Below are 20,769 nucleotides of genomic sequence, written 5' to 3'. Positions count from 1 at the left end.
TCCTCTGCGGTCAGGGTCACCGGGTCAGGTGGCCATCAAGCGGGCCAGGGCGGGATAGAGGAAAAGCAGCAGAAAGGCGATCGACAGGAGGGCGACGGGAGCGGTGAGCTTCTCGCTGGCCGTGTTGGCCGCCGCCTCTTCCTCTGCCAGCAGCTGCACCCGCAGCGACTGGGCACGGGCCCGCAGCGTCGGCGCGATCGACGCGCCTTCCCGGGCGGCGACCTCGGCGATGTCGGCCACGTCGGCCAGCTCCCCAACACCGGTGTCGGCTGCCATTCGACGCAGGCCGTCCCACGGCGGATCGCCGGCCAGCCGGGAGGCGACCAGCGCATCGGTGATCCGCCGGAACACCCAGCCATCCCCTACGCCGGCGGCCCGCTCCAGGGCGATGGTGGGACCCTCGCTGGCGTCGCGGCGCAGGCTGACGAGGTCCAGATAGGAGCACAGCGCCCGCCGCATCTGCCCGCGGGCCTCGGCGGCCTGGTCACGCACGACCAGATCGACGACGAGGAACAGCACGCCGGCCAGTGCCAGCGACCCGGCGACCGGCACCGCCACCGGCAACCGGATGCCGGTTACGCCGAGCACGGCGGTCAGCAGCGGAACGAATACCGCGCCGAACGCGGCCAAACCGACTTTGCGGACGGCGTAACCCTCTAGAGTCCAGCCGATCAACGCCAGCGCCTGGGACGGCGCACTCCGCCCGGCGGCGGGCAGCCGGGTGGCGGCCCAGGCACCGGCGCGGCCGGTCGCCCGCGCCCACCGGTCGCCTCCCTCCGGCATCGGCCCGACCGGTACCGGAGCCGCGCTGCCGTCGAGGCGGGCCAGCGCGTCGGCCAGCCGCGGCTGCTCGACCACGAGAACGGCACGCAGTAGCAGGAACGCTCCGAGTCCGACGAGCGCGCCGGAGCCGATCAGCAGCGCCTGGGTGCCGCTCATGGGACCGGCAGCTCGTTCGGCTTGAGACCGGAAGCCCGCCGGCGGCGGTCGGGATCGACTATGAAGCGTGGGAATGGCGCAGGGGCGGTGAGCCGGCGCATCCACAGCAGGCAGGCGACGATCAGCCCGGCGATGGCGGCCATCACCAGCTGCCCGACTTCCGTGCCGTATGGGGCCAGGTAGTCGCCGTTGAGCGCGGCCAGCCCAGACGCGGCGACGGTGATCAGCAGCAGCCAGCGGGCGTTCGCGCGGGGCTTGGCGCGGTCGGCCTCGACCTTGCGCCGCATGGTTACGTCCTCGGTGAGGCTTCCCGCCAGCTCGGTCAGCACCCGCGCCAGCCCCGGCCCGCGCAACTCCGCACCCAGCAACAAAGCGGAGACGACCAGGTCCCCGGCGGCGTCGTCGAGATCGTCGGCGAAGGCCAGCAGCGCCCGGGACGTCGGCCAGCGCGCCTGAAGCCGCGCGGCCAGTGCCGCCACTTCCGTCGCGATCGGCTCGGGGGCGGTGCGGGCCGAACGAATCAGCGTCTGCTCCAACCCGCCGCCGGCAGCCAGCACGTCGGCGGTGCGGCGCACCCACTCCTGCAGCGCCTCCAGTCGCTCCACCATGGCGTTGCCGCCGGAGAACTGCGCCAGTAGCCACGGCACCCCGATCACCGCCAACCCGGCCAGCACGCCACCGACCGGCCAGCCCGAGGCCAGCCACACCACCGCCGTCGCAACGGCGGCGACCACCCACAGCGCCCGCTGCCGCCGCACCGCCGGGCGGTCCGCCCGCACCGTCGGACGCAGCTGGAGGCGCAGCGGCCGAGCCGGCTGTTCGGGGGACGTGAGCGCGTGGGCGGCCAGCAGCAGGCCGCCAACCAGCAGCGCCCCGCAGACGCCGGCGAGCAACCCCGTGCCGCTCATCGCCGTCCCCCAGCGGCACTCGGCCAGTGGCCGCGGCCGGAACGAAGCCAGTCGGGATCGAAGCCGACCCGGACGTAGTCGGCCAGGCCCACCGGATCGTGCTCGGGTACGGCCCGTCCGTCGGGCCCAGGGACGAAGACGTCGGTGACGGCCGGACGCCCGCCCTCACCGATGCCGTTGCACTCGAGGACCTGGCTGACGAACCGGTGCCGCTCGCCCCCGATCCACCGCTCGTCCACGGTGGTGATGTGCACGATCAGGTCGATCGCCGACGCGCAGGACCGGTACGCGTGCTCCGGGGTGACCGCCGCGCGGCCGCGCATACACAGGTTGGCCAGCCGCTCGAGGGCGTGGTGGGCAGAGCGGGCGTGCAGGGTGCAGGCCGAGCCGCCCTCCCCCGCCTCCATCACCTCGATCAGCGGCCACGCCTCCTCGCCGCGGACCTCGCCCAGCCACACGCGGCTGACATTCATGACCAGCGCCTGCTCGACCAGTTCGGTCAGGGTCACCTCGCCGAGGCGGCGGCCGTCGGGGCCGCGCTCCCCGGTGCCCTCCCGGGCCTCGAACGGCACGACCCTCGGATGCCGGTCGGGCAGCTCGTGCAGCAGCAGCTCAAAATGCTTCTCGATCGTGGCAAGGTGCTCCTCGACCGGCAGCTCATTGGCCAGCGCCCGCAGCATCAGCGTCTTGCCCGCAGCCTGGGCGCCGGTGACGACGATGTTCTTGCGCGCCCGCACCGCTGCCCGCAGGAACTCGGCCAGCGGCCGGTCGATCGCGCGCAGCCCGATCATGCCGTCGAGGTCGACGTTGCGGATCCGGTGGCGACGGATCACGAGCTGGGGTCGCGGCACCGTCTCGATGACTGCGGCCAACCGGGACCCGTCGGGCAGGCGCATGGTGAGCAGCGGACTGGCTGTGGTCAACGTCCGCTCCGCGCGGCCCAGCCGAGCGGCGATGTGCTGCAGCTGCAGCACAAGCTCGTCGTCCGAGTCGGCGATCGGGTCGACGCGGACGTCCCGGCCGTCGGCGTAACCGATCCATACGTTGTCGTAGCCGTGGGCCTCGATGTTCTCCACCAGCGGGTCGTCCACGTAGGGCTGCAGCCGACCCAACCCGAACTGGGCGGCGAACACCGCCTGGGCGATCACCCTCTCCTCGGCCGGCGTGGGAACCACCTGCCCGGCGCGCATCCGCTGCCGGACCAACTCGTCGACGCCGTCCTGGACGAGCGTGCGGGCCAGCTCCTGCTGGGCCACCGTGCTGAGCGTCGGGCGGCGCTTGAGTTCCTCGGCCAGGGCCGTCGCCGTCGCCTCGTGCAGCCGACGCACCAGCGTCCAATCCACCGCCACCGGTGATGCGTCCGCTCGTCGAGGCACGGTGCCAGCGCTTAACAGGTCGGCGGTGAGGTCAGCGGACACGGCTGCCCCCGTACGTGGTTGCGGGCGCAGGAACGGGCGCCGGCGGTGGTGTCAACCTGGATTCGTGCGCCGCGGCCAACTCGGCCAACCGTGTCGCGACCGTCCGGGCGGCTCGAAGCAGCGGCGACTGGGTGAACAGCCGGCCCGCCGGCGCGCCGTCGCTGAGCACTGCCGCCGACTTCGGATCCCGCGGCAGCGAACCGACCGATGGAACGCCGAGTACCTCGGTGACCTCTCGCTCGCCGTACGGCTCCCCCGGCCCGATCAGCAGCGTGCCCAGCATGCCTGGGCACGCTTCCCGCTCTCGGAGTTCGGCGATCGCCTGCGTCGCCGCACGCACAGCGCGAAGCGTGGAGCCGGTGGCCAGCACCACGGCGGCAGCCCGCTGGACCACGGCGGCCGGGAAGTGCTGAGCGCGCAGCCGTCCGCAGTCCGCCACCACATCCACGGCGCCGTCTTGCACCGTGGCCAGCACGGCGGCCAGGCGATTCCAGTCCACGTGTCGGGCGCCGGCAGGGTCGGCCAGGCCCAGTAGGAGCCGCGCATTTCCCTCCGAGTCGAGCCGCAACAGCTGACTGTCCAGGTGCCGGGCAAGCCCGCCCCGCCGTGCCGCGAGCTCCAGGTCGGCGAGCCCGCCCGAGAACGGCTCGCCGCGGCCGTATCCCGGCAACACGTCCCCGCCAGCCGGATCCAGCTCGGCCAGGATCACCTGGCGAGGCCAGGACAGCGCCAGAGCCAGCCCGCTGGTGGTCACCCCGGGTGCGCCCTTGGCCGAGCACAGCGCGATCAACACGGCAGCCGCCCCGCCTACTCGCCGGCCACCACGACGATGGCGATCAGGCCGGCAGCGGCGCGGGCGGCGACGTCTGGCCCATCAGCCGCGTCGACGAGCACGTCGACGACCCGCAAGCCATCGGTTCCGGGCGCACCGGTCTGCACCACGGTCGCTTCCACCGCGCTCGCGGCTCCCTCGGTCGTAGCTGGGACGCTGCCTGCGGCCACAGGCACCAGAAGAACGTCGTCGCCCGCGCGCAGCGGCGTCGCCGGTAGCTGCACGGGCGGCACTCCGACCCCGATCAGCTGCTGGCCGGGAGCCGGGAGGCGCTGATCGGTCAGGGCGTCGCGAGTCAGCAACGAACCCGGCTTCAGGGTGGTCGCCGCCACCAGACCTATCACCTGGTTGCGGTCGACGTAGGGAATGGGCTCCAATGCCGGATCGGCCGAGATCCTCGCTTCCACTAGGTCGGCAGCGGTGAGGGGCTGCCCCCAGGGCACCTCGCGAGCGATCGCAATCACGGGGGACGTCTGACCCAGCGACGTCGCCAGATAGGTCGCTCCAAGGGCACCGAGCACCACCATGCTCACGGCCAATGCCAGGAGGGCCGGTCGGCGCCGGCGACGTGGTGGCGGCAGCACCGGCGCACGAGGCAAGCCATGCACTTCCGCCGGAGAGGGCACCGCACCGGTCCTCGGCGGCTGGGTCCGGGTCATCGGCTGCCTCCGTCCTGATTGAGGACGTGCAACTCACCGACGAACAACTCCGCCGAAGAGGACAGCTCTAGGGTCTCTGTGCCCGACAGCCCACCACCGGACCAAGTGATCGTCCACGTGCTCGTCGCGGTGATAGGCCACGGACCACCGCCCGGAATGTGTCGGCTCGACGCCCGCGAATACACATGGCCGCAGTCCGGAGACGCACCTTCGGTGCCCTGTACATACGGCGTCCCAAGGCCGCAGGTGACGATGCGCCCATCGCCCATGTTCCAGAGGACCTGGCTGACCCGAGCCTCGGCGTTCACCGTCACTCCCCCTGCGGAGGCAGAGGCCCCGACAGGGCCAGTCGACTCTGCGGTGCGGTCGACCCACATCCACACAGGTAGGCCCACCAGCCCGCTGGCGGAGCTCGGCGGCGGCGCCATCCCGATGTCCGGCGCCTTCAGAGCCATGGAGGCGATCGCCTCCTGAGCGAGGAGGCGAGGGTCGACCGTCGGGGCACCAGGTGCTCCGGCCCCATTCGTCAAAAAGATCAGGCCAGTCCAAAGGCCGGGTCCCAAACCCGCCGGGCGCGGACATGTGAAGACCCAGATCATCCCGTCTTCCGGACGATGTCCGGCCCATACCGGGTGCCCAATCCACGGCTGAGGGTCGGCAACCGCTCTCGTGCAACTCGGCGGGGACTCCTCTCCTACTGCCGGCCGCTCCCGGCCAGGGCTGACGTCGTTGTCCTCACCGGCGCCTTGTCCGGGAGAAGTCGCTTGGACCAAGCAGATCCCAGTCTGCGCATCCCTCTGTGCGCACTCCACGGGTGGAGCTGCCATTGCACCGTTCAGTCCGCAGCCGACCGTGAGGATCGCGACCGTCAACAAGACCACGCGGTACGACTTCAACATGGTCGATCCGTCCGCGGGTCCAACTCGTTGACCAGCCACGGGGATTCCGGTTCGGCCTCGTAGCGCGTGACGGTGATGTCCCAGACGAACCGCGGCGGAGTGCCGGGGGGCACGACCTCCCCTGTCTCGGTCCGCACAACACGCGTGCTCTCGCTGTCGTAGCAGCCGGTGATCCTGACGGTGGGCCCCTCGGGAGCCGTCAGGTCGACGTCGGCGACCTCCAGGTCGACAGTCGTGTCGCCTTCCTGACGGAGACCGAGGGCTGCGTAGTCACGTACCGCCGTAACAGCGAGTAGCGCGGCGGGGTCACCCGAGAATCGCCGGATCTCCGGCTCCCAGTCCCTGGCGCCCGGGTCCTTCTTGGCTGCGTCCGTGACGCGCAGCATCTCGTTGACGACCACGGTGGCATCTGAGGCCGCCTGCTCTTCAGGAGTCGGCGCGTTGCTCGAGGCAGGAGCGGTCGTCGAAGTCCGCGAGGACGAAGACGTCGTCCCGCTCGGCGCGGAGTCCTCGGGACTGGCCTCGCCCGCCGTGCAGCCGACGAGCGGCAGCAGCGCAAGCAGCACCCCAGCCACCCACCGCCGCCTGATCATCGCGACGGTCCTCGCCGGGTCGGCGAACCACGCCCGGGCACGAGAATGACTGCCAGCGGTCGGTGGGGGCACGCCGTCCCAGGCCGCACTCGACTCGGTCGTGCGGGCCATGGGCACCTCCCCCGGGCAACGTGCGCGGGAAATTACCACCGGGATCGTCCGGGGAGGCAAGCTTCCTTCTCCAGTAATTCTCCAGTTCAGCCTTGGTAAGCCGCGATGGCCGCGTGGTCACTGCGAGAGCGGCGGACGGCCGCCTTCACGCGGGAGATGTCCACGCCCAGAGCCTGGCTGATGGCGGCTATCACCTTGGCCGAGGGATCGGCCCCGGGGCGGCCGTCCTCCAGACGCACGTACGTCATGACCGACAACCCGGGGCCAGTCACCTCATTCGTGGCGAGCCCGGCCGCCAAGCGCAGAGCCGCCAACGGCGGGTCGTCGGGATCAACGTCCAGGAGGTACAGCGGATTGACGCCGAGCGCGACCGCCAGCCGCGGAACGAAGCGTGGTCGCGGACGCTCGAGCCCCGTCTCCCAGACGCGGACGCGCACCGGGCTGGAGAGCTCCAGTTTCGTGGCCAGTTCTTCTCGGCTCAGGCCCATGGCCTCACGGGCAGCCTGCAGGCGGTCGCCTCGAAGCAACGGCCGCGCCACGGCAGTCCCCCATCGACAAGGGTTGGATGCCCTCCCCCGTGGTCTCGCACCCTAGGCCGCGGAATGGCTTCCTCCAGCGAGGCACGTCGCACGCCCCGGAGAACTTCTGCGGCCAGGTCCGCCTTGCCGGCACGGCCCGGCCCGGCCTCCGGACTGGAGAAGTACTGGAGAACAACTGCAGAAGCCGCCCACCGCCAGACGACGCGGGGGCACAAGGAGGCGTCGAGACACCGCAGTTCGTGGCGGCGGACGACAACTGGAGGGAAACCGCGACGCCACGGCTCAGACTCCCCGCCATGAGACCCGCACCCGACCCGGCGACGTCCTCAGCAGCCTCGGCCCCCGGGGACTTCCGTCATCTGCGATCGTCGAGCTCTCTGCCCGCGCAAGACAGCCCCCACCTGCGCAATGCCGAGCAGGGACGCGTTGTCAGGATCGAACGGGACGATCCGCTCCTGACCGTCGCGCAGGCCGGCGACTATCTCGGCACCGGGGAGCGATTCGTTCGGCGGCTGATCACCGAGAGGCGGATCACCTACGTCAAGATCGGCAGATTCGTCCGGCTTCCCCGTTCATCACTCGACGCCTTCATCGAGGCCGGGCGGGTTCTGGGCGAGGAACCACCGAGGTGATCCCGCCTTGAGTCGTGGCCGACTTGGACGACGAGCACACCATCGTCCAGTTCGTCCTTTGCGCTCGCCGCAGACCAGCGCAATCCCTGCTTCGCGACTGACATGCCCTCGTACATCTCGCGCAGGGATCGCTGACGGGTCACCTCGACGTCTCCAGCACGACTTCGCAAGTTCGTCATTTCAGTCGGCAAGGCGGTTCGTCACTTCAGTTAGGCCAAGTCAGCGCCCGTTGCGGCGGTTGAGAGCGCCCGGGTTCTAGCGCGCTCCTGCTGCGAGGAAGTCGTCGAGGGTTTGCTGTGAGGGGCCGGTGCTGAGAGCGGGGCGAGCACGGGCTGCTTGCCGAGCGCTCTTGGCGCTTCTGGCGTGCTTCGCCGACTTGGCGGGCGATGCATGACAGGCCACGGGGCAGCGTTCGCGGGTGTAGCCGACTCGGCGGCCGGTGCCGTCGTAGAGGACGCCGTTGACCATCCAGCCCAGATGCCTGCCGTTCCATCCGTAGAGCCGTTCGTCGCTTACGAAGCACACTGCCTTGCCCCGCCAGGTGTAGATGGTTTCGCCGTCCTCAGCGATGTATGCCGTGGGACGGCCACCACGGTCGTACAGGCTCTGTTCGGACAAGACCCCTCCTCGCGAACGTCGAACGGCAACGGCAGTTATCCCCAGGGGCCGCGCGAGGTGTTCGCTGCCCGGAGCGCCTGGAGGAGTCGGACCGCGAGTTCCTCGGCGACGGCGGGCAGCCCCTCTGTGAGGCTGGCGCGAGCAACTTGATCGACTGGGTCGGCTCGGGCGGCCTTGTCGCTATTGCCGTGGGCCATGATTCCGCTGTTCCGGTTTCCCACTTGGCTGGGGTCGCCTTCGGCGATGCGGCTGATGGGGTCCAGGGCTGCGGCGAGAGCGATGTGTTCGGTCGTGGGCAGCTGCGGCGCGAGGATCCGGAGGAGGACGCCGATCCGCTGTCCGAGGTCTGCCTGGTCCACGAGTGCGCCCATCACGTCGGTCGGCAGCGCCTGGAAGACCATCGCGGCCCCATCACGCCCGACCGCGAGCCCTGCGAACGGGTCGAGCTGGCGCTCGTCGTAGCGGCCACCGGCGCGTGGGTCACTGGGTCGAAGCGCCCAGGCGGTGTTGCCGTCGTGGTTGATCATCAGGGCGTCGCCTTGGCCGAAGAAGCCGATCTCCCGTCCTCGGATGGCAAGTCGCTCGGCGAGATCGGCCAGTTGTGAGACCGGTCTGAGTGCGTTGGTCGCGGTCGGTAGGGCGTGGACCTCCAGAACGGGGGCGTACAAGTTCCGGTCGCTGAGCGGCGCACGGTCGCGCCGCCATACGACGGAGACCGGCTGGGTGAGCGGAAGGTAGGTCAGAGGCGGGGGTGGCACGGCGAGTCCGCGCAGCGCTTCCGCGACACGCACTCCCAGATCCATCCCGTCGCTGAACTCCGTCCAGAAACGGCCCTGCTGGTAGTCGCCGAGCCGCCGGATGAAGTCCTCCTGGGCCGGGTCGGAGGCCACGCCGGTCTTCTTGAAGACGAGGATGGGGATGCCTCGCTGCTGGGCGACGTTGTACTCCTCCTCGGTGGCGGAAATGCCGGTGTCTTGCATCTCGTCCCCGTAGTGAGGTCCCAGGAGCAGGACGTAGACGTCGGCCTGGGCGACGCCGTCGAGGCACGCGTCACGGCTGGTGGCGTTGCGGGCGCCGAAGTCCTCGAAGCGGGAGGGCTCGTGCCCGAGGGCGCGGATGAGTCCGGGAAGGTAGTCACGCTCGGCGCCGAGGCCACGTCGGACCGAGGAAATGAAGACCCGCATGGATCACCTGTCCCCGCAGAGCAGGACGACAACACCTTGTCGTCGCCACTCCGGCATGTTGGCGGCCAAGGCGTCCTCGGTCTCCCGGCTCAACCTGTCGCCGCCGATTTTCCACAGGCAGCCGCATTCCTCGCAGAGGATGTCTCCGGACCCGTCCGTACGCACACCGTCGTGATGGCCATGGTCGCATCGAAGAAACTCCGGGACCCCGCGGTGGACCGGCACGCAGATGTTGATCGACGCTCGGCAGCGTCGGCACTCCAGCCGAACCTTGACCGCGTCGGGCCTGCCAACCACTTTGCCTCCCGGATGTTCGGCCGTTGCCTTGGCCGCACGGTATGGGCCTGAGGTGACAGTTCCGGGCGCGACATGACGTGGATGCGCCTGTGGGCGGCGCCCCGTCACGGGGGCCGCCCCGGTGGCATGCGTGCTCTACATGTAGAAGGCGTACCTGCCCTGCGGACGCTCAGGCCACTGCTAAACGACTTGGCCGCACTGACAGGAGACATGTGAACTTTGCATGAAGTGGCACGGGAAGTTGCACGACCGGAGGTCAGAACCCTCCGGTCTGGGCCATGCACCAGGCTGCGACGCGGGCTCGTCGGGAGCGGCTGGCGGCGAAAAATGGGGGTTTAGTGGGGCACCGGCTCGGACGTTGAGAGGCCTTGTCCCACTGACCAGGAGCTTTGCTCCCCCGACTGGACTTGAACCAGTAACCCTGCGATTAACAGTCGCATGCTCTGCCAATTGAGCTACGGGGGACGAGCGGGTACGACCCGCTGGCCCGACGAGACTACCTCACCACCTGAGGCGCTCTCGGACCGCCTCGCCCGGGCGTCGCGTCGCGTGCGACACAGGTAGCGTGATCACCCATCCGGCCCACCGTCTGCGGAGGTTCCTCGTGGCCAAGCTGTCCTTCCTCGCCGGATTCGGCGCGGGCTACGTGCTGGGTTCGAAGGCCGGCCGGGAGCGCTACGAGCAGATCCGGCGCGGCTGGGAGCAGGCCAAGGACGACCCGCGCCTGCAGAGCATCGCCGGTGTCGCGCAGGCCAAGGCCGACGACGCCCTGTCCTCGCTGCGCGCCAAAATGGGCAACGAGACCTCGCGCTGAGCCCGGCTCAGTCGACCTGGTCGGCCGCCACCAGGTCGGCCAGCTTCTTCCTGGCCGCCTCGCGCGCCTCCGGGTCGCTGCGCCGCTCGTCGTCGTCGAACACGACCGTCCACTCCCGCCCCGGCTGACCGGGGATGCGGCGGGCGACCAGCAGCACGCCTCCCCCGCCGGGCAGCGGTGAGCGCTGGCTCGACACGACCGTCTGGTCCACCCGGCGGCGCACCACCGCCGGCAGGTCGCCGGCGTCGGCGAGGCCGTGGCGCTGCTGCGGCTGCCGGGCCTGCACGCCGGGCTCCACCTCGACCAGCGCCGTGACGACGAAGCTGCCGCCCTCCCCGACCTTCGACCACCGCGCCTCGGCGACCTCGTGCCAGGGCAGCACCGGCGAATCGGTGACGTCGGTGACCTCGCGCGGCACGACCCGGAGGCCGCGGCTCGTGGCGACCAGCCAGCCCTCGTCACGGGTCAGCGTTCCCCAGGCGAGCACCCGCTCGTCCGGGTCGGGCGACGCCAGGACGGCGACCCGCACCGGTTCGGGCGGGCGGGCGAACCGTCGCTTGACGGTGTCGATCAGGCTCACGGGGTCAGGCCGCCCATCGCGCGCTCGCGCAGCGACCGCGCCTGGGCCTCCAGCGCCACCAGCCGGCCGAAGACCTTCGTGTACTCGTCGGGTGCCTCGACCGGGTTCATCCGCTGCAGCTTGCTCTTCAGGTTCGCCACCTGGCGCACGGTTGCCATCTCCTGCAACCGGGCCAGCACGGCGTTGACGTAGCCCGCGTCACCCTCGCCCACCGAGCGCAGCGGCTCGACCGCCAGCGCGGTCAGCTGCGCCCGGGCGGTCTCGCGCGAGCACTGCGCGGCCACCTGGTCCAGCCACTCGGGGCCGGTGACCCGCGCGGCGGCGGCACCCCCCGTCGCAGCCACGGCGGCGGCGACCGCCGAGTAGTCGGGGTCGGTGTAGGCGTCGAACGGGATGGCGTCGAACGAGGGCCCGGCGATCTCCGGCACCTGCAGCGCCGCCTTCACCGCCTCGCGCTCCACCTCGATCGCGGCGTCGTCCGGGGTGCGCTGCGGCGTGCGGGCGCGCTGGCGCGGCCGCTCCTCCCCTCCCCCGGACAGCCGGCGCAGCCGGTCCATCACCTCGGTCTCGTCGGGCAGGCCGAGTAGCCCCGCCAGCCGGCGGGCGTAGGCGGGACGCAGTGCGTGGTCCTTGATCTGGGCCAGCAGCGGCGCCGTCTTCTCCAGCGCGTGCACGCGGCCCTCGACGGTGTCCAGGTCGTAGCCGGCGATCGTCGTCTTGAGGACGAACTCGATCAGCGGCGTCCGGCGGGCGATCAGGTCGCGGACGGCGGCGTCGCCGTGCTCCTGCCGCAGCTCGCACGGGTCGTTGCCGTTGGGCTCGACGGCGACGAACGTCTGGCCGACGAAGCGCTGGTCCTCGGCGAAGGTCTTCATGGCCGCCGCCTGACCGGCCGCGTCGCCGTCGAAGGTGTAGACCACCTCTCCGCGGAACTCGTCCTGGTCCATGAGCAGCCGGCGCAGCACGCTGATGTGCTCGCCGCCGAACGCGGTGCCGCAGGAGGCGACGGCCGTGGTGACGCCGGCCAGGTGGCAGGCCATCACGTCGGTGTAGCCCTCGACGACGACGGCCTGGTGGCGGCGGGCGATGTCGCGCTTGGCGCGCTCGATGCCGTAGAGCACGGTGCTCTTCTTGTAGAGCGGCGTCTCGGGGGTGTTGAGGTACTTCGGCCCCTGGTCGTCGTCCATGAGCTTGCGCGCGCCGAAGCCGATGACGTCGCCGGTGATGTCCTTGATCGGCCACACCAGCCGGCGGTGGAAGCGGTCGATGAGCGTGCCGCGGGAGGACTCCTTGGCCAGGCCGGCCGTGACCAGCTCGGCCTGCGTGAAGCCCTTGCCCCGGAGGTGGCGGGTCAGGGTGTCCCAGCCGCCCGGGGCGAAGCCGCAGCCGAAGTCGAGCGCGACCTGCCGGTCGAAGCCCCGCTCGGCGAGGAACTGGCGGGCGGGCGCAGCCTCGGGCACCCCCAGCTGCTCGGCGAAGAAGCGCGCCGCCTCCGTGTTGGCGGCGACCAGGCGGGCGCGCTGGCCGACGTTCGCGCGGTCAGGGGCGCCGGTCGCCCGGCCGCTGTCGTCCTCGTAGTGCAGCTCGACGTTCGCCCGACCGGCCAGCAGCTCGACGGCCTCGGAGAACGAGAGGTGGTCGATCTTCTGCACGAAGGAGATGACGTCGCCGCCCTCGCCGCAGCCGAAGCAATTTCCCGTGAGGATGTTGTCTTCGAGAGTGAAGGCATGAGTCCCTGGGACCTCAGCGCAGAAGACTTCTTCGACCCGGTCGCTCCACTCGACTGATTGGACGACCCAACGCTTCCGCTCGTACTTCTTCTCGTTGGCCAGGTAGCGCTCGCGATGCTGGTCGAGGAGGAAGAACGACTCGGGAAGCCCCTTCGTCATGAAGCGAACGTTGTAGATGTCGCTGGGCACGCCATCGATGCCGACGCGGTTCTGCTTGGCAATCCCGAAGGTGCCGATGCCCAGACGAGTGCACAGCTTTCGGACGTACTCCAGATCCTCGATCCGAGCCGAGTTGAGGACTGCACCGCCGTCCTCGGCAACGCACCCGTCGGCCGCGAAGTAGCCCGCCAACCAGCCCAGGAGGTACGAAGCGTCTTCGTCCAAGGAGGGACGTTCGTCCTTGAAGTACGCGGGTAGCCCGTAGAACTTCGTGACGCCGTCGCCCTCCCAGCGACGACAACCTTCGAAGTAGTGAGCGAGCTGGGCGTCCTTTGCGCCGAAGAGGTTGGCGACCGAGCCGGCACCCCCGCGCGTTCCGTCCCCGTAGACGACGCCGCGAGCAATACCGAATGGTGACGGTCGTGTCGCCGGATTGAGAACGCGACTCATCGGGAAGGACGGCGACAGCTGGTATCCGACCTGCAGATCCTTCGTGAGGACCTCACGACGGTCGTGTCTCAATCGGCCGGCAGGCACGAACCAGCGATGTTCGTCGGTCGCGTAGAGATCCTTCGTACGTCCGTTCCGGCTGACACTCACCTTCATCAGGCGCTGGACGCCATATGACTTGAAAGGAGCTTCGACCCAGCCACCGCTTCCGTTGAGCACGCGGACGGTCTTGCCGGCCAGCTCACGGATCGGCACGACGCCGTCCTCGGTGAGAACTCCCGTCTCTCCTGCCAAGCAATGGAACAGGTTTCGCGTCGGAGTCACCTGGAATGACGGCGATTTCTCGTCGTGGAAAGGGCACAGGCCCTTGAGGCTGCCGCCGCCCGCGCGCTTGAGCTGCAGGTGCTCGCCGACGATCTCGTCGATCTTCGACCGCTCGCGGACCAGCGCGATGTCGGCCGCCCGGATGCGTCCACGCCCGGCCATCAGCTGCTCCCCCCGATGACTGCGGCACCCGTCGCCGCGGTGATCGCCGCGGTGTTGCGGCGGCTGATGACCAGCAGCAGCCAGAGCAGGAAGACCTGCTGGTCGAGCGGCAGGTCGGTGTGCACCGTCAGCGTCGGGCGCGGCGACCAGCCGCCGGTGGTGCCGCTCTCGGCGACCGCCCGCCCGCCGGAGGTGAACCTGTGGGTGCCCTTCCAGTACGAGGCGCTCTCCACCTCGACCGGCGTCCCGTCGAGGTCGGCCGACCAGGTGCCCTTCCACAGCGACGTCTGCTTCGCGCGCAGGCGGGCCGCTGCCTCGGGTTCGGCCGCCCAGCGGCCGGTCAGCTCGCCCTTGCGCTTGCTGAACACCCACTCCCGGTCGCCGACCACGGCCGTGGCCGACTCCTTCCAGTCGGAGGCGCGCAGGGTCGCGACGACCGATCCCGAACGGAACACCGGGATCACGCCCTTGCCGGCACCGGCGGTGCCGGCCTTGCCCAGTTCGAGCACCTCTCCCCCTCAGCCGATCCCCGGTGCGCCGGCGACGCTCTCACCGGTGACGCGGTAGAGCAGGTAGGCAGCAGTCTCCCGCAGGATGTAGCGGAACTGCGTGGCGCGGGTCTGCACCGCCGGCCCCTGCCTGGTCGGTGAGCTCTCGGCCTCCATGCCGGCGTCCTCGGCCATGCGCTGGGCCCGCATCGCGTGCCAGGGATCGGTGACCAGGACGGCGGTGGACCAGCCGCGCTCGGCGAACGCCGCCCCCACCGCCCGCATGCTCTCCAGGGTGTCGACGCCCTCGGGCACGGCGAGCAGGCCGTCGTCGGGCACCCCCTGCTCGGACAGGTAGGCCTGACCCGCCTCGGCCTCGCTGAACTGGTCGCCGTCGGCCTTGCCGCCGACGGTCACGATGACCGGCGCGACGCCGTCCTCGTAGAGGGCGATGGCGTGCTCCAGGCGCGCCTCGAAGATGGAGGACGGGACGCCGTTGTACTGCGCGGTGCCGAGCACCACGATCGCGTCGGAGGCCGGCCGCGAGTCCTGCCGGGCGGTCCACCAGATCGCCAGGCCGGTGGAGGCGACGAGCAGCAGGAACGCGAGGACGGCGGCGCCGGCCACCCGTCCCAGCAGGTTCCCGATGCGCACGCCCACGCGTCATGGGTACCACGCCGCACCGACGGTCCGGGGACGCACGGGCAGGATGGGGCGCGCCCCTCCGGTGACATCTCTATCTTGATCAGATCAAGTTCATGAGGGAGGCTGTCGGACGTGCCCACCGGTTCCGACTTCGAGTCGATGCTGCGCGACGCGCGGCTCCGGGTCACGCGTCCGCGGCTGGCGGTGCTGGCCGCCGTGCACGGGAACCCGCACGCCGACACCGACTCGCTCATCACCATCGTCCGCCGCGACTCCGGCGAGGTCTCCCACCAGGCGGTCTACGACGTGCTGCGCACGCTGACCGAGGTGGGCCTGCTCCGGCGCTTCCAGCCCGAGGGCTCGGTCGCCCGCTACGAGGCGCGCATCGGCGACAACCACCACCACCTCGTCTGCCGCTCCTGCGGTGCCATCGTCGACGTCGACTGCGCGGTCGGCGAGGCCCCCTGCCTGACCGCGAACGACCAGGCCGGGTACACGATCGACGAGGCCGAGGTCATCTACTGGGGCCGCTGCCCCACCTGCGCCCGCACACCCGCTCCCTGAACACCGGACCGATCCGCAGCACAGAGAGGCACACCGTGAAGGACGAGACCAACAAGGTCCAGACCGAGAGCACCAGCGAGAGCGAGAACCCGGCCATCCCGTCGCCGGAGTCGCACACCGGCGGTCGCCCCCGCACGAACAGGGACTGGTGGCCCAACCAGGTGGACCTGTCGGTGCTGAACAAGCCCTCGAAGGACTCGGACCCGCTGGGTGCCGACTTCGACTACAAGGCCGCCTTCGCCGAGCTCGACGTCGAGGCGCTCAAGGCCGACCTGCGCACCCTCATGCGCACCTCCCAGGACTGGTGGCCCGCCGACTGGGGCCACTACGGCCCGCTGTTCATCCGCATGTCCTGGCACGCTGCCGGCACGTACCGCATCGCCGACGGCCGCGGTGGCGGCGGCCAGGGTGGCCAGCGCTTCGCCCCGCTCAACAGCTGGCCGGACAACGCCAGCCTCGACAAGGCGCGCCGCCTGCTGCTGCCGATCAAGCAGAAGTACGGACGCAAGCTCTCCTGGGCCGACCTGCTCGTGCTCGCCGGCAACGTGGCGCACGACGACATGGGCCTGCCGACCTTCGGCTTCGCGTTCGGTCGCGAGGACACCTGGCAGCCCGAGGAGGTCTTCTGGGGCCCCGAGGACACCTGGCTCGGCGACGAGCGCTACGCGGATGACGAGCCGCTCAACCTGGACGAGGGCCCGCTGGCCAACGTCACGATGGGCCTCATCTACGTCAACCCCGAAGGCCCCAAGGGCAACCCGGACCCGATGGGTTCCGGGCACGACATCAAGCAGACGTTCCGCCGGATGGGCATGACCGACGAGGAGACCGTCGCGCTGATCGCCGGCGGCCACACCTTCGGCAAGACGCACGGCAACGGCGACCCGTCCCTCCTCGGCCCCGAGCCCGAGGGCTGCCCGGTGCACGGCAACGGCCTCGGCTGGCAGAACCCGCAGGGCACCGGCAAGGGCGCCGACACGATCACCAGCGGCCTCGAGGGCGCCTGGACCCCCACGCCGACCCAGTGGGACAACTCCTACTGGGAGACCCTGTTCGGCTGGGACTGGGAGCTCGTCACGAGCCCGGCCGGCGCCAAGCAGTGGCAGCCGAAGAACCCCGAGGCGCAGGAGCTGGTCCCCGACGCGCACATCGAGGGCAAGAAGAACCCGCCGATGATGTCCACCGCCGACATGGCGCTGCGGGTCGACCCGGAGCTGCGCGCGTACGCCGAGCGCTTCCGCGACGACCCGGAGTACTTCGCCGACCAGTACGCCCGCGCCTGGTTCAAGCTGCTGCACCGCGACATGGGCCCCAAGGTCCGCTACCTCGGCCCGGACGTGCCGGCCGAGGACCTCATCTGGCAGGACCCGGTCCCGCCGGTCGACCACGAGCTCGTGGGCGAGGCGGAGATCGCCGACCTCAAGCAGCGCCTGCTGTCCTCCGGCCTCACGGTCTCGCAGCTGGTGCACACCGCCTGGTCGTCCGCGGCGTCGTTCCGCAGCACCGACAACCGCGGCGGTGCCAACGGTGCCCGGATCCGCCTCGAGCCGCAGATCGGCTGGGCGGCCAACGAGGGCGTCCGCGACGTGCTGCCGGTGCTGGAGCGCGTCAAGGGCGAGTTCGAGCAGCAGACGGGCAAGAAGGTCTCGCTGGCCGACCTGATCGTGCTCGGCGGCAGCGCCGCCGTCGAGAAGGCCGCCGCCGACGCCGGCGTCCAGGTCACCGTGCCGTTCCACCCGGGGCGCACCGACGCCTCGCAGGAGCAGACCGACGTCGACAACTTCCGCTGGCTGGAGACGCGGGCCGACGGCTTCCGCAACTGGATCGCCCCGGGCAGCAAGATCTCCCCGGAGACGCTGCTGGTCGACAAGGCCTACATGCTCTCGCTGACGCCCAAGGAGATGACGCTGCTCGTCGGCGGGCTGCGGGTGCTCGGCGCCAACACCAGCGGCGTGCAGCACGGCGTGCTCACCGACCGGCCCGGCGTCCTGTCGCAGGACTTCTTCCGCAACCTGCTGGACCTCGGGATCTCGTGGTCCACGTCCGAGGCCGAGGGCGTCTACGAGGGGCGGGACGCCTCGGGCGCCGTCGTCCGCACCGCCACCGCCGCCGACCTGGTGTTCAACTCGAACTCCATCCTGCGCGGCATCGTGGAGGTCTACTCGGCCGACGACGCCCAGGAGTTGTTCGTTCGGGACTTCGTCGACGCGTGGGTCAAGGTCATGGAGCTCGACCGCTTCGACCTGCACGCCTGATCCACCCTGCCGACGCCCCGGTCCGCCTCGTGCGGGCCGGGGCGTCGGCGCGTCCGCACCCGGGTAGCGGCCCGGCATGGCTGAGAAGAGCGGCAAGGGCAGCGACACGGCGAAGAAGGCGAACGCCAAGGCGAAGAAGGACGGCAAGAAGAACCCGCGGAAGAGCTCGGCGGCTCAGAGCGAGCTGGGCAAGAAGGGCGGGAAGAAGAACAAGAAGAAGAAGTGAGGGCGGGCGCCGGGTCGGTCAGGACCCGGCGCGCTCGCCACCCAGCGCCGCGCGACCGGCCTCCAGCCGGGCCACGGGCACCCGGAAGGGCGAGCAGGACACGTAGTCCAGCCCCACCTCGTGGAAGAAGTGCACCGAGTCGGGGTCACCGCCGTGCTCGCCGCAGATGCCCAGCTTCAGCTCCGGGCGTGCGGCCCGGCCGGCCTCGACGGCGATCTGCACGAGCCGCCCCACGCCCTCGCGGTCGAGCGACTCGAACGGCGAGATCCCGAAGATGCCCTTGTCCAGGTACTGGTGGAAGAAGGCCGCCTCGACGTCGTCCCGGGAGAAGCCCCAGGTCATCTGGGTGAGGTCGTTGGTGCCGAAGGAGAAGAACTCGGCGTACCCGGCGATCTCCCCCGCCGTCAGCGCGGCGCGCGGCACCTCGATCATGGTGCCCAGGAGGCCGGGGACCTCGCAGCCCTCCGCCTCGAAGACCTCCTGGAGCACCCGGACCGACTCCTCGCGGATCGCCTCCAGCTCCTGCACCGCGCCGACCAGCGGGATCATGATCTCCGGTCGCGGGTCGCCCCCGGCCTTCTTCCGCTCGCACGCGGCCTCGGCGATCGCGCGCACCTGCATGGCGAACAACCCCGGGACGACGAGCCCCAGACGGACGCCGCGCAGCCCCAGCATCGGGTTCGACTCGTGCATGCCGCGCACGGCGGCGAGCAGGCGCAGGCTGCCCTCGTCCGGCTCACCGCGCTCCTCGGCCAGGGCGACGCGGACCGAGAGCTCCGTCAGGTCGGGCAAGAACTCGTGCAGCGGCGGGTCGAGGAGCCGGACGGTCACGGGCAGCCCGTCCATGGCCTCGAAGATCTCCAGGAAGTCCTGCTTCTGCAACGGCTCGAGGGCGTCCAGCGCCGCCTGCCGCTCCTCGGGGCCGTCGGCGAGGATCAGCTTCTCGACCAGCTGGCGGCGGTCGCCGAGGAACATGTGCTCGGTGCGGCACAGCCCGATGCCGCGGGCACCGAACCGGCGGGCGCGCGCGGAGTCCTCGGGGGTGTCGGCGTTGGTCCGCACGTCCAGGCGCCGGCTCTCGTCGGCGTGCGTGAGGATCCGGTGCACGCTGCGCACCAGGTCGTCGGCGTCGTCCGAGTCGGGGTCGATCTCGCCCTCGAAGTAGCGGACGACGGACGACGGCTCGACGGGCACCTCACCCAGCCACACCCGGCCGGTCGACCCGTCGATGGAGATGACGTCGCCCTCGTTCACGACCGTGCCGTCCGGGGCGGTGAACTTCTTCGCCTTGGTGTCGACCTGCAGCTCCTCGGCGCCGCAGACGCAGGTCTTCCCCATGCCCCGGGCGACGACCGCGGCGTGCGACGTCTTGCCGCCCCGGCTGGTCAGCACGCCCTGGGCGGCGATCATCCCGGAGAGGTCGTCGGGATTGGTCTCCCGACGGACGAGGACGACCTGCTCCCCGCGGTCGGCCCACTTCGCGGCCTCCTCGGAGGAGAAGACCGCCTTGCCCACCGCGGCACCCGGGGAGGCGTTCATGCCCTGGGTGAGCTGCTGGGCGTCCCCGCCGGAGACGAACCGCGGGAACATCAGCTGGGCCAGCTGGTCGCCGGTGACCCGGCGGACCGCCTCGTCCATGTCGATGAGGCCCTCGTCCACCAGCTGGGTGGCGATGACGAACGCGGCGGCGGCGGTGCGCTTCCCGACGCGGGTCTGCAGCATCCAGAGCTTGTTGCGCTCGATGGTGAACTCGATGTCGCACAGGTCGCGGTAGTGGGACTCCAGGCGGGACATCGTCTGCATGAGCTCGTCGTAGGCACCCTTGTCGATGCCCTCGAGGTCGGTGAGCGGCACGGTGTTCCGGATGCCGGCGACGACGTCCTCGCCCTGCGCGTTCTGCAGGTAGTCGCCGTACACGCCCTGCGCGCCGCTGCCCGGGTCGCGGGTGAACGCGACGCCCGTGCCCGAGTCGCTGCCGAGGTTGCCGAACACCATGGCGACGACGTTCACGGCGGTGCCCGCGTCGCCGGGGATGCGCTCCCGGCGGCGGTAGATGACCGCGCGGTCGGAGTTCCACGAGTCGAAGACGGCGTTGATCGCCATGTCCATCTGCTCGCGCGGGTCCTGCGGGAAGTCGCGGCCGGTGTGCTCGCGCACGATCGCCTTGAACCGGCCGACGACCTCTTCCAGGTGCTGCGCGTCGAGGTCGAGGTCGAGGTCGGTGCCCTGCTCGGCCTTCACCTCGTCGAGGGCGTCGTCGAACAGCTCGCCGTCGATGTCGAGCACGGTCTTGCCGAACATCTGGATCAGCCGGCGGTAGGAGTCCCAGGCGAAGCGCTCGCTGCCCGACTGCCGGGTCAGCCCCTGCACCGACTCGTCGTTGAGTCCGACGTTGAGGACCGTCTCCATCATCCCGGGCATGGACGCGGCGGCGCCGGAGCGGACCGACACCAGCAGCGGGTCGGCCGGGTCGCCGAGCGTCTTCCCCATGGCCTTCTCGAGGTCGGCGAGGTGCTCGCTGACCTGGGCGTCGAGCTCCGGCGGGGTGCCACCGTTCTCGAGGTAGTACCGGCAGGCATCGGTGGTGATCGTGAACCCGGGCGGGACGGGCAGCCCCAGGTTCGTCATCTCGGCCAGGTTGGCGCCCTTGCCGCCCAGCAGGTCCTTCTGGTCCTTGTTGCCCTCGCTGAAGTCGAAGACCCACTTCACGTCAGCCACCTGCTACCTCCGCGATCGTCGCCCC

The 20,769-nt window shown here is 70.6% G+C and carries 19 protein-coding genes and 1 tRNA gene; 5 read left to right on the top strand and 15 right to left on the bottom strand.

The features are described 5' to 3' along the window. Nucleotides 1–24 precede the first annotated feature (24 nt). The 7 genes from DCS98_RS11585 to DCS98_RS11550 all read right to left on the bottom strand — a co-directional run bounded on the left by DCS98_RS11585 (nucleotide 25) and on the right by DCS98_RS11550 (nucleotide 6,898). Nucleotides 25–939, bottom strand: a complete 915-nt coding sequence (locus tag DCS98_RS11585) for a type II secretion system F family protein (RefSeq protein WP_116451490.1) — start codon at nucleotides 937–939, stop codon at nucleotides 25–27. Further along, on the bottom strand, nucleotides 936–1,847 hold the full coding sequence (locus DCS98_RS11580; RefSeq protein ID WP_116451489.1) for a type II secretion system F family protein: 912 nt from the start codon (nucleotides 1,845–1,847) through the stop codon (nucleotides 936–938). Before DCS98_RS11580 ends, DCS98_RS11585 begins: the two co-directional genes overlap by 4 nt. Next, nucleotides 1,844–3,196 (bottom strand): TadA family conjugal transfer-associated ATPase, encoded by a 1,353-nt coding sequence (locus DCS98_RS11575; protein WP_241037610.1) that lies wholly within the window; start codon nucleotides 3,194–3,196, stop codon nucleotides 1,844–1,846. Before DCS98_RS11575 ends, DCS98_RS11580 begins: the two co-directional genes overlap by 4 nt. 58 nt (nucleotides 3,197–3,254) lie before the next feature. Then, the gene (locus tag DCS98_RS11570; RefSeq protein ID WP_116451487.1) at nucleotides 3,255–4,058 is read right to left on the bottom strand and encodes a CpaE/TadZ family protein; all 804 of its coding nucleotides are present in this window, start codon (nucleotides 4,056–4,058) and stop codon (nucleotides 3,255–3,257) included. 14 nt (nucleotides 4,059–4,072) lie between these two features. After that, a complete protein-coding gene (locus tag DCS98_RS11565) occupies nucleotides 4,073–4,624 on the bottom strand; it encodes an SAF domain-containing protein (RefSeq protein WP_241037717.1) in 552 nt (183 codons plus the stop codon). A 1,024-nt stretch (nucleotides 4,625–5,648) separates the two neighbouring features. Further along, nucleotides 5,649–6,359, bottom strand: coding sequence for a hypothetical protein (locus DCS98_RS11555; protein WP_241037608.1), 711 nt, complete (start codon nucleotides 6,357–6,359; stop codon nucleotides 5,649–5,651). An 86-nt stretch (nucleotides 6,360–6,445) separates the two neighbouring features. Continuing rightward, nucleotides 6,446–6,898 (bottom strand): helix-turn-helix domain-containing protein, encoded by a 453-nt coding sequence (locus DCS98_RS11550; RefSeq protein WP_116451483.1) that lies wholly within the window; start codon nucleotides 6,896–6,898, stop codon nucleotides 6,446–6,448. Between the two features lie 296 nt (nucleotides 6,899–7,194). On the opposite strand from DCS98_RS11550, the gene DCS98_RS11545 reads away from it, so the two are divergent. Next, on the top strand, nucleotides 7,195–7,530 hold the full coding sequence (locus DCS98_RS11545; protein ID WP_116451566.1) for a helix-turn-helix domain-containing protein: 336 nt from the start codon (nucleotides 7,195–7,197) through the stop codon (nucleotides 7,528–7,530). Between the two features lie 255 nt (nucleotides 7,531–7,785). Here the strand turns inward: DCS98_RS11545 and DCS98_RS11540 are convergent, their stop codons facing one another. From DCS98_RS11540 to DCS98_RS11530, 3 genes are all read right to left on the bottom strand, one after another. Then, a complete protein-coding gene (locus tag DCS98_RS11540; protein WP_116451482.1) occupies nucleotides 7,786–8,148 on the bottom strand; it encodes a 4-fold beta flower protein in 363 nt (120 codons plus the stop codon). 35 nt (nucleotides 8,149–8,183) lie between these two features. Further along, on the bottom strand, nucleotides 8,184–9,332 hold the full coding sequence (locus tag DCS98_RS11535; protein WP_116451481.1) for a DUF4062 domain-containing protein: 1,149 nt from the start codon (nucleotides 9,330–9,332) through the stop codon (nucleotides 8,184–8,186). A gap of 689 nt (nucleotides 9,333–10,021) precedes the next feature. Further along, nucleotides 10,022–10,094, bottom strand: a tRNA-Asn gene (locus DCS98_RS11530). A 100-nt stretch (nucleotides 10,095–10,194) separates the two neighbouring features. Between DCS98_RS11530 and DCS98_RS11525 the strand changes: the two genes are divergently transcribed. Further along, nucleotides 10,195–10,443: a hypothetical protein gene (locus DCS98_RS11525; RefSeq protein ID WP_241037606.1), complete on the top strand. Its 249-nt coding sequence runs from the start codon at nucleotides 10,195–10,197 to the stop codon at nucleotides 10,441–10,443. A gap of 7 nt (nucleotides 10,444–10,450) precedes the next feature. Here DCS98_RS11525 and DCS98_RS11520 read toward each other — a convergent pair whose 3' ends face one another. The 4 genes from DCS98_RS11520 to DCS98_RS11505 are packed head-to-tail and all read right to left on the bottom strand — an operon-like array spanning nucleotide 10,451 to nucleotide 14,996. Then, nucleotides 10,451–11,023: a hypothetical protein gene (locus DCS98_RS11520; RefSeq protein ID WP_116451479.1), complete on the bottom strand. Its 573-nt coding sequence runs from the start codon at nucleotides 11,021–11,023 to the stop codon at nucleotides 10,451–10,453. Continuing rightward, nucleotides 11,020–13,848 (bottom strand): DNA primase, encoded by a 2,829-nt coding sequence (dnaG, locus tag DCS98_RS23605; protein WP_116451478.1) that lies wholly within the window; start codon nucleotides 13,846–13,848, stop codon nucleotides 11,020–11,022. Before dnaG ends, DCS98_RS11520 begins: the two co-directional genes overlap by 4 nt. Beyond that, nucleotides 13,848–14,357, bottom strand: a complete 510-nt coding sequence (locus tag DCS98_RS11510; protein ID WP_116451477.1) for a hypothetical protein — start codon at nucleotides 14,355–14,357, stop codon at nucleotides 13,848–13,850. Before DCS98_RS11510 ends, dnaG begins: the two co-directional genes overlap by 1 nt. A 9-nt stretch (nucleotides 14,358–14,366) precedes the next feature. Further along, nucleotides 14,367–14,996, bottom strand: a complete 630-nt coding sequence (locus DCS98_RS11505) for a YdcF family protein (RefSeq protein ID WP_206340202.1) — start codon at nucleotides 14,994–14,996, stop codon at nucleotides 14,367–14,369. Nucleotides 14,997–15,113: 117 nt separating this feature from the next. On the opposite strand from DCS98_RS11505, the gene DCS98_RS11500 reads away from it, so the two are divergent. From DCS98_RS11500 to DCS98_RS23005, 3 genes are all read left to right on the top strand, one after another. After that, nucleotides 15,114–15,545, top strand: a complete 432-nt coding sequence (locus DCS98_RS11500) for a Fur family transcriptional regulator (protein WP_116451564.1) — start codon at nucleotides 15,114–15,116, stop codon at nucleotides 15,543–15,545. A 35-nt stretch (nucleotides 15,546–15,580) separates the two neighbouring features. After that, nucleotides 15,581–17,800, top strand: coding sequence for a catalase/peroxidase HPI (gene katG, locus DCS98_RS11495; RefSeq protein WP_206340201.1), 2,220 nt, complete (start codon nucleotides 15,581–15,583; stop codon nucleotides 17,798–17,800). A 76-nt stretch (nucleotides 17,801–17,876) separates the two neighbouring features. Continuing rightward, entirely contained in the window at nucleotides 17,877–18,026 is a 150-nt protein-coding gene (locus DCS98_RS23005) for a hypothetical protein (protein ID WP_164704520.1), read from the top strand. An 18-nt stretch (nucleotides 18,027–18,044) separates the two neighbouring features. On the opposite strand, the gene ppdK is transcribed toward DCS98_RS23005, so the two are convergent. After that, complete coding sequence (gene ppdK / locus DCS98_RS11490; RefSeq protein WP_206340200.1) at nucleotides 18,045–20,744, bottom strand: pyruvate, phosphate dikinase; 2,700 nt, start codon at nucleotides 20,742–20,744, stop codon at nucleotides 18,045–18,047. Nucleotides 20,745–20,769 lie beyond the last annotated feature (25 nt).

Origin of the sequence: Blastococcus litoris (assembly GCF_003075095.1) — a bacterium.
GTDB lineage: Bacteria > Actinomycetota > Actinomycetes > Mycobacteriales > Geodermatophilaceae > Blastococcus_B > Blastococcus_B litoris.
The sequence above is the reverse complement of the archived record's forward strand: the minus strand, read 5'-3'. Positions and strand labels throughout refer to the sequence as shown.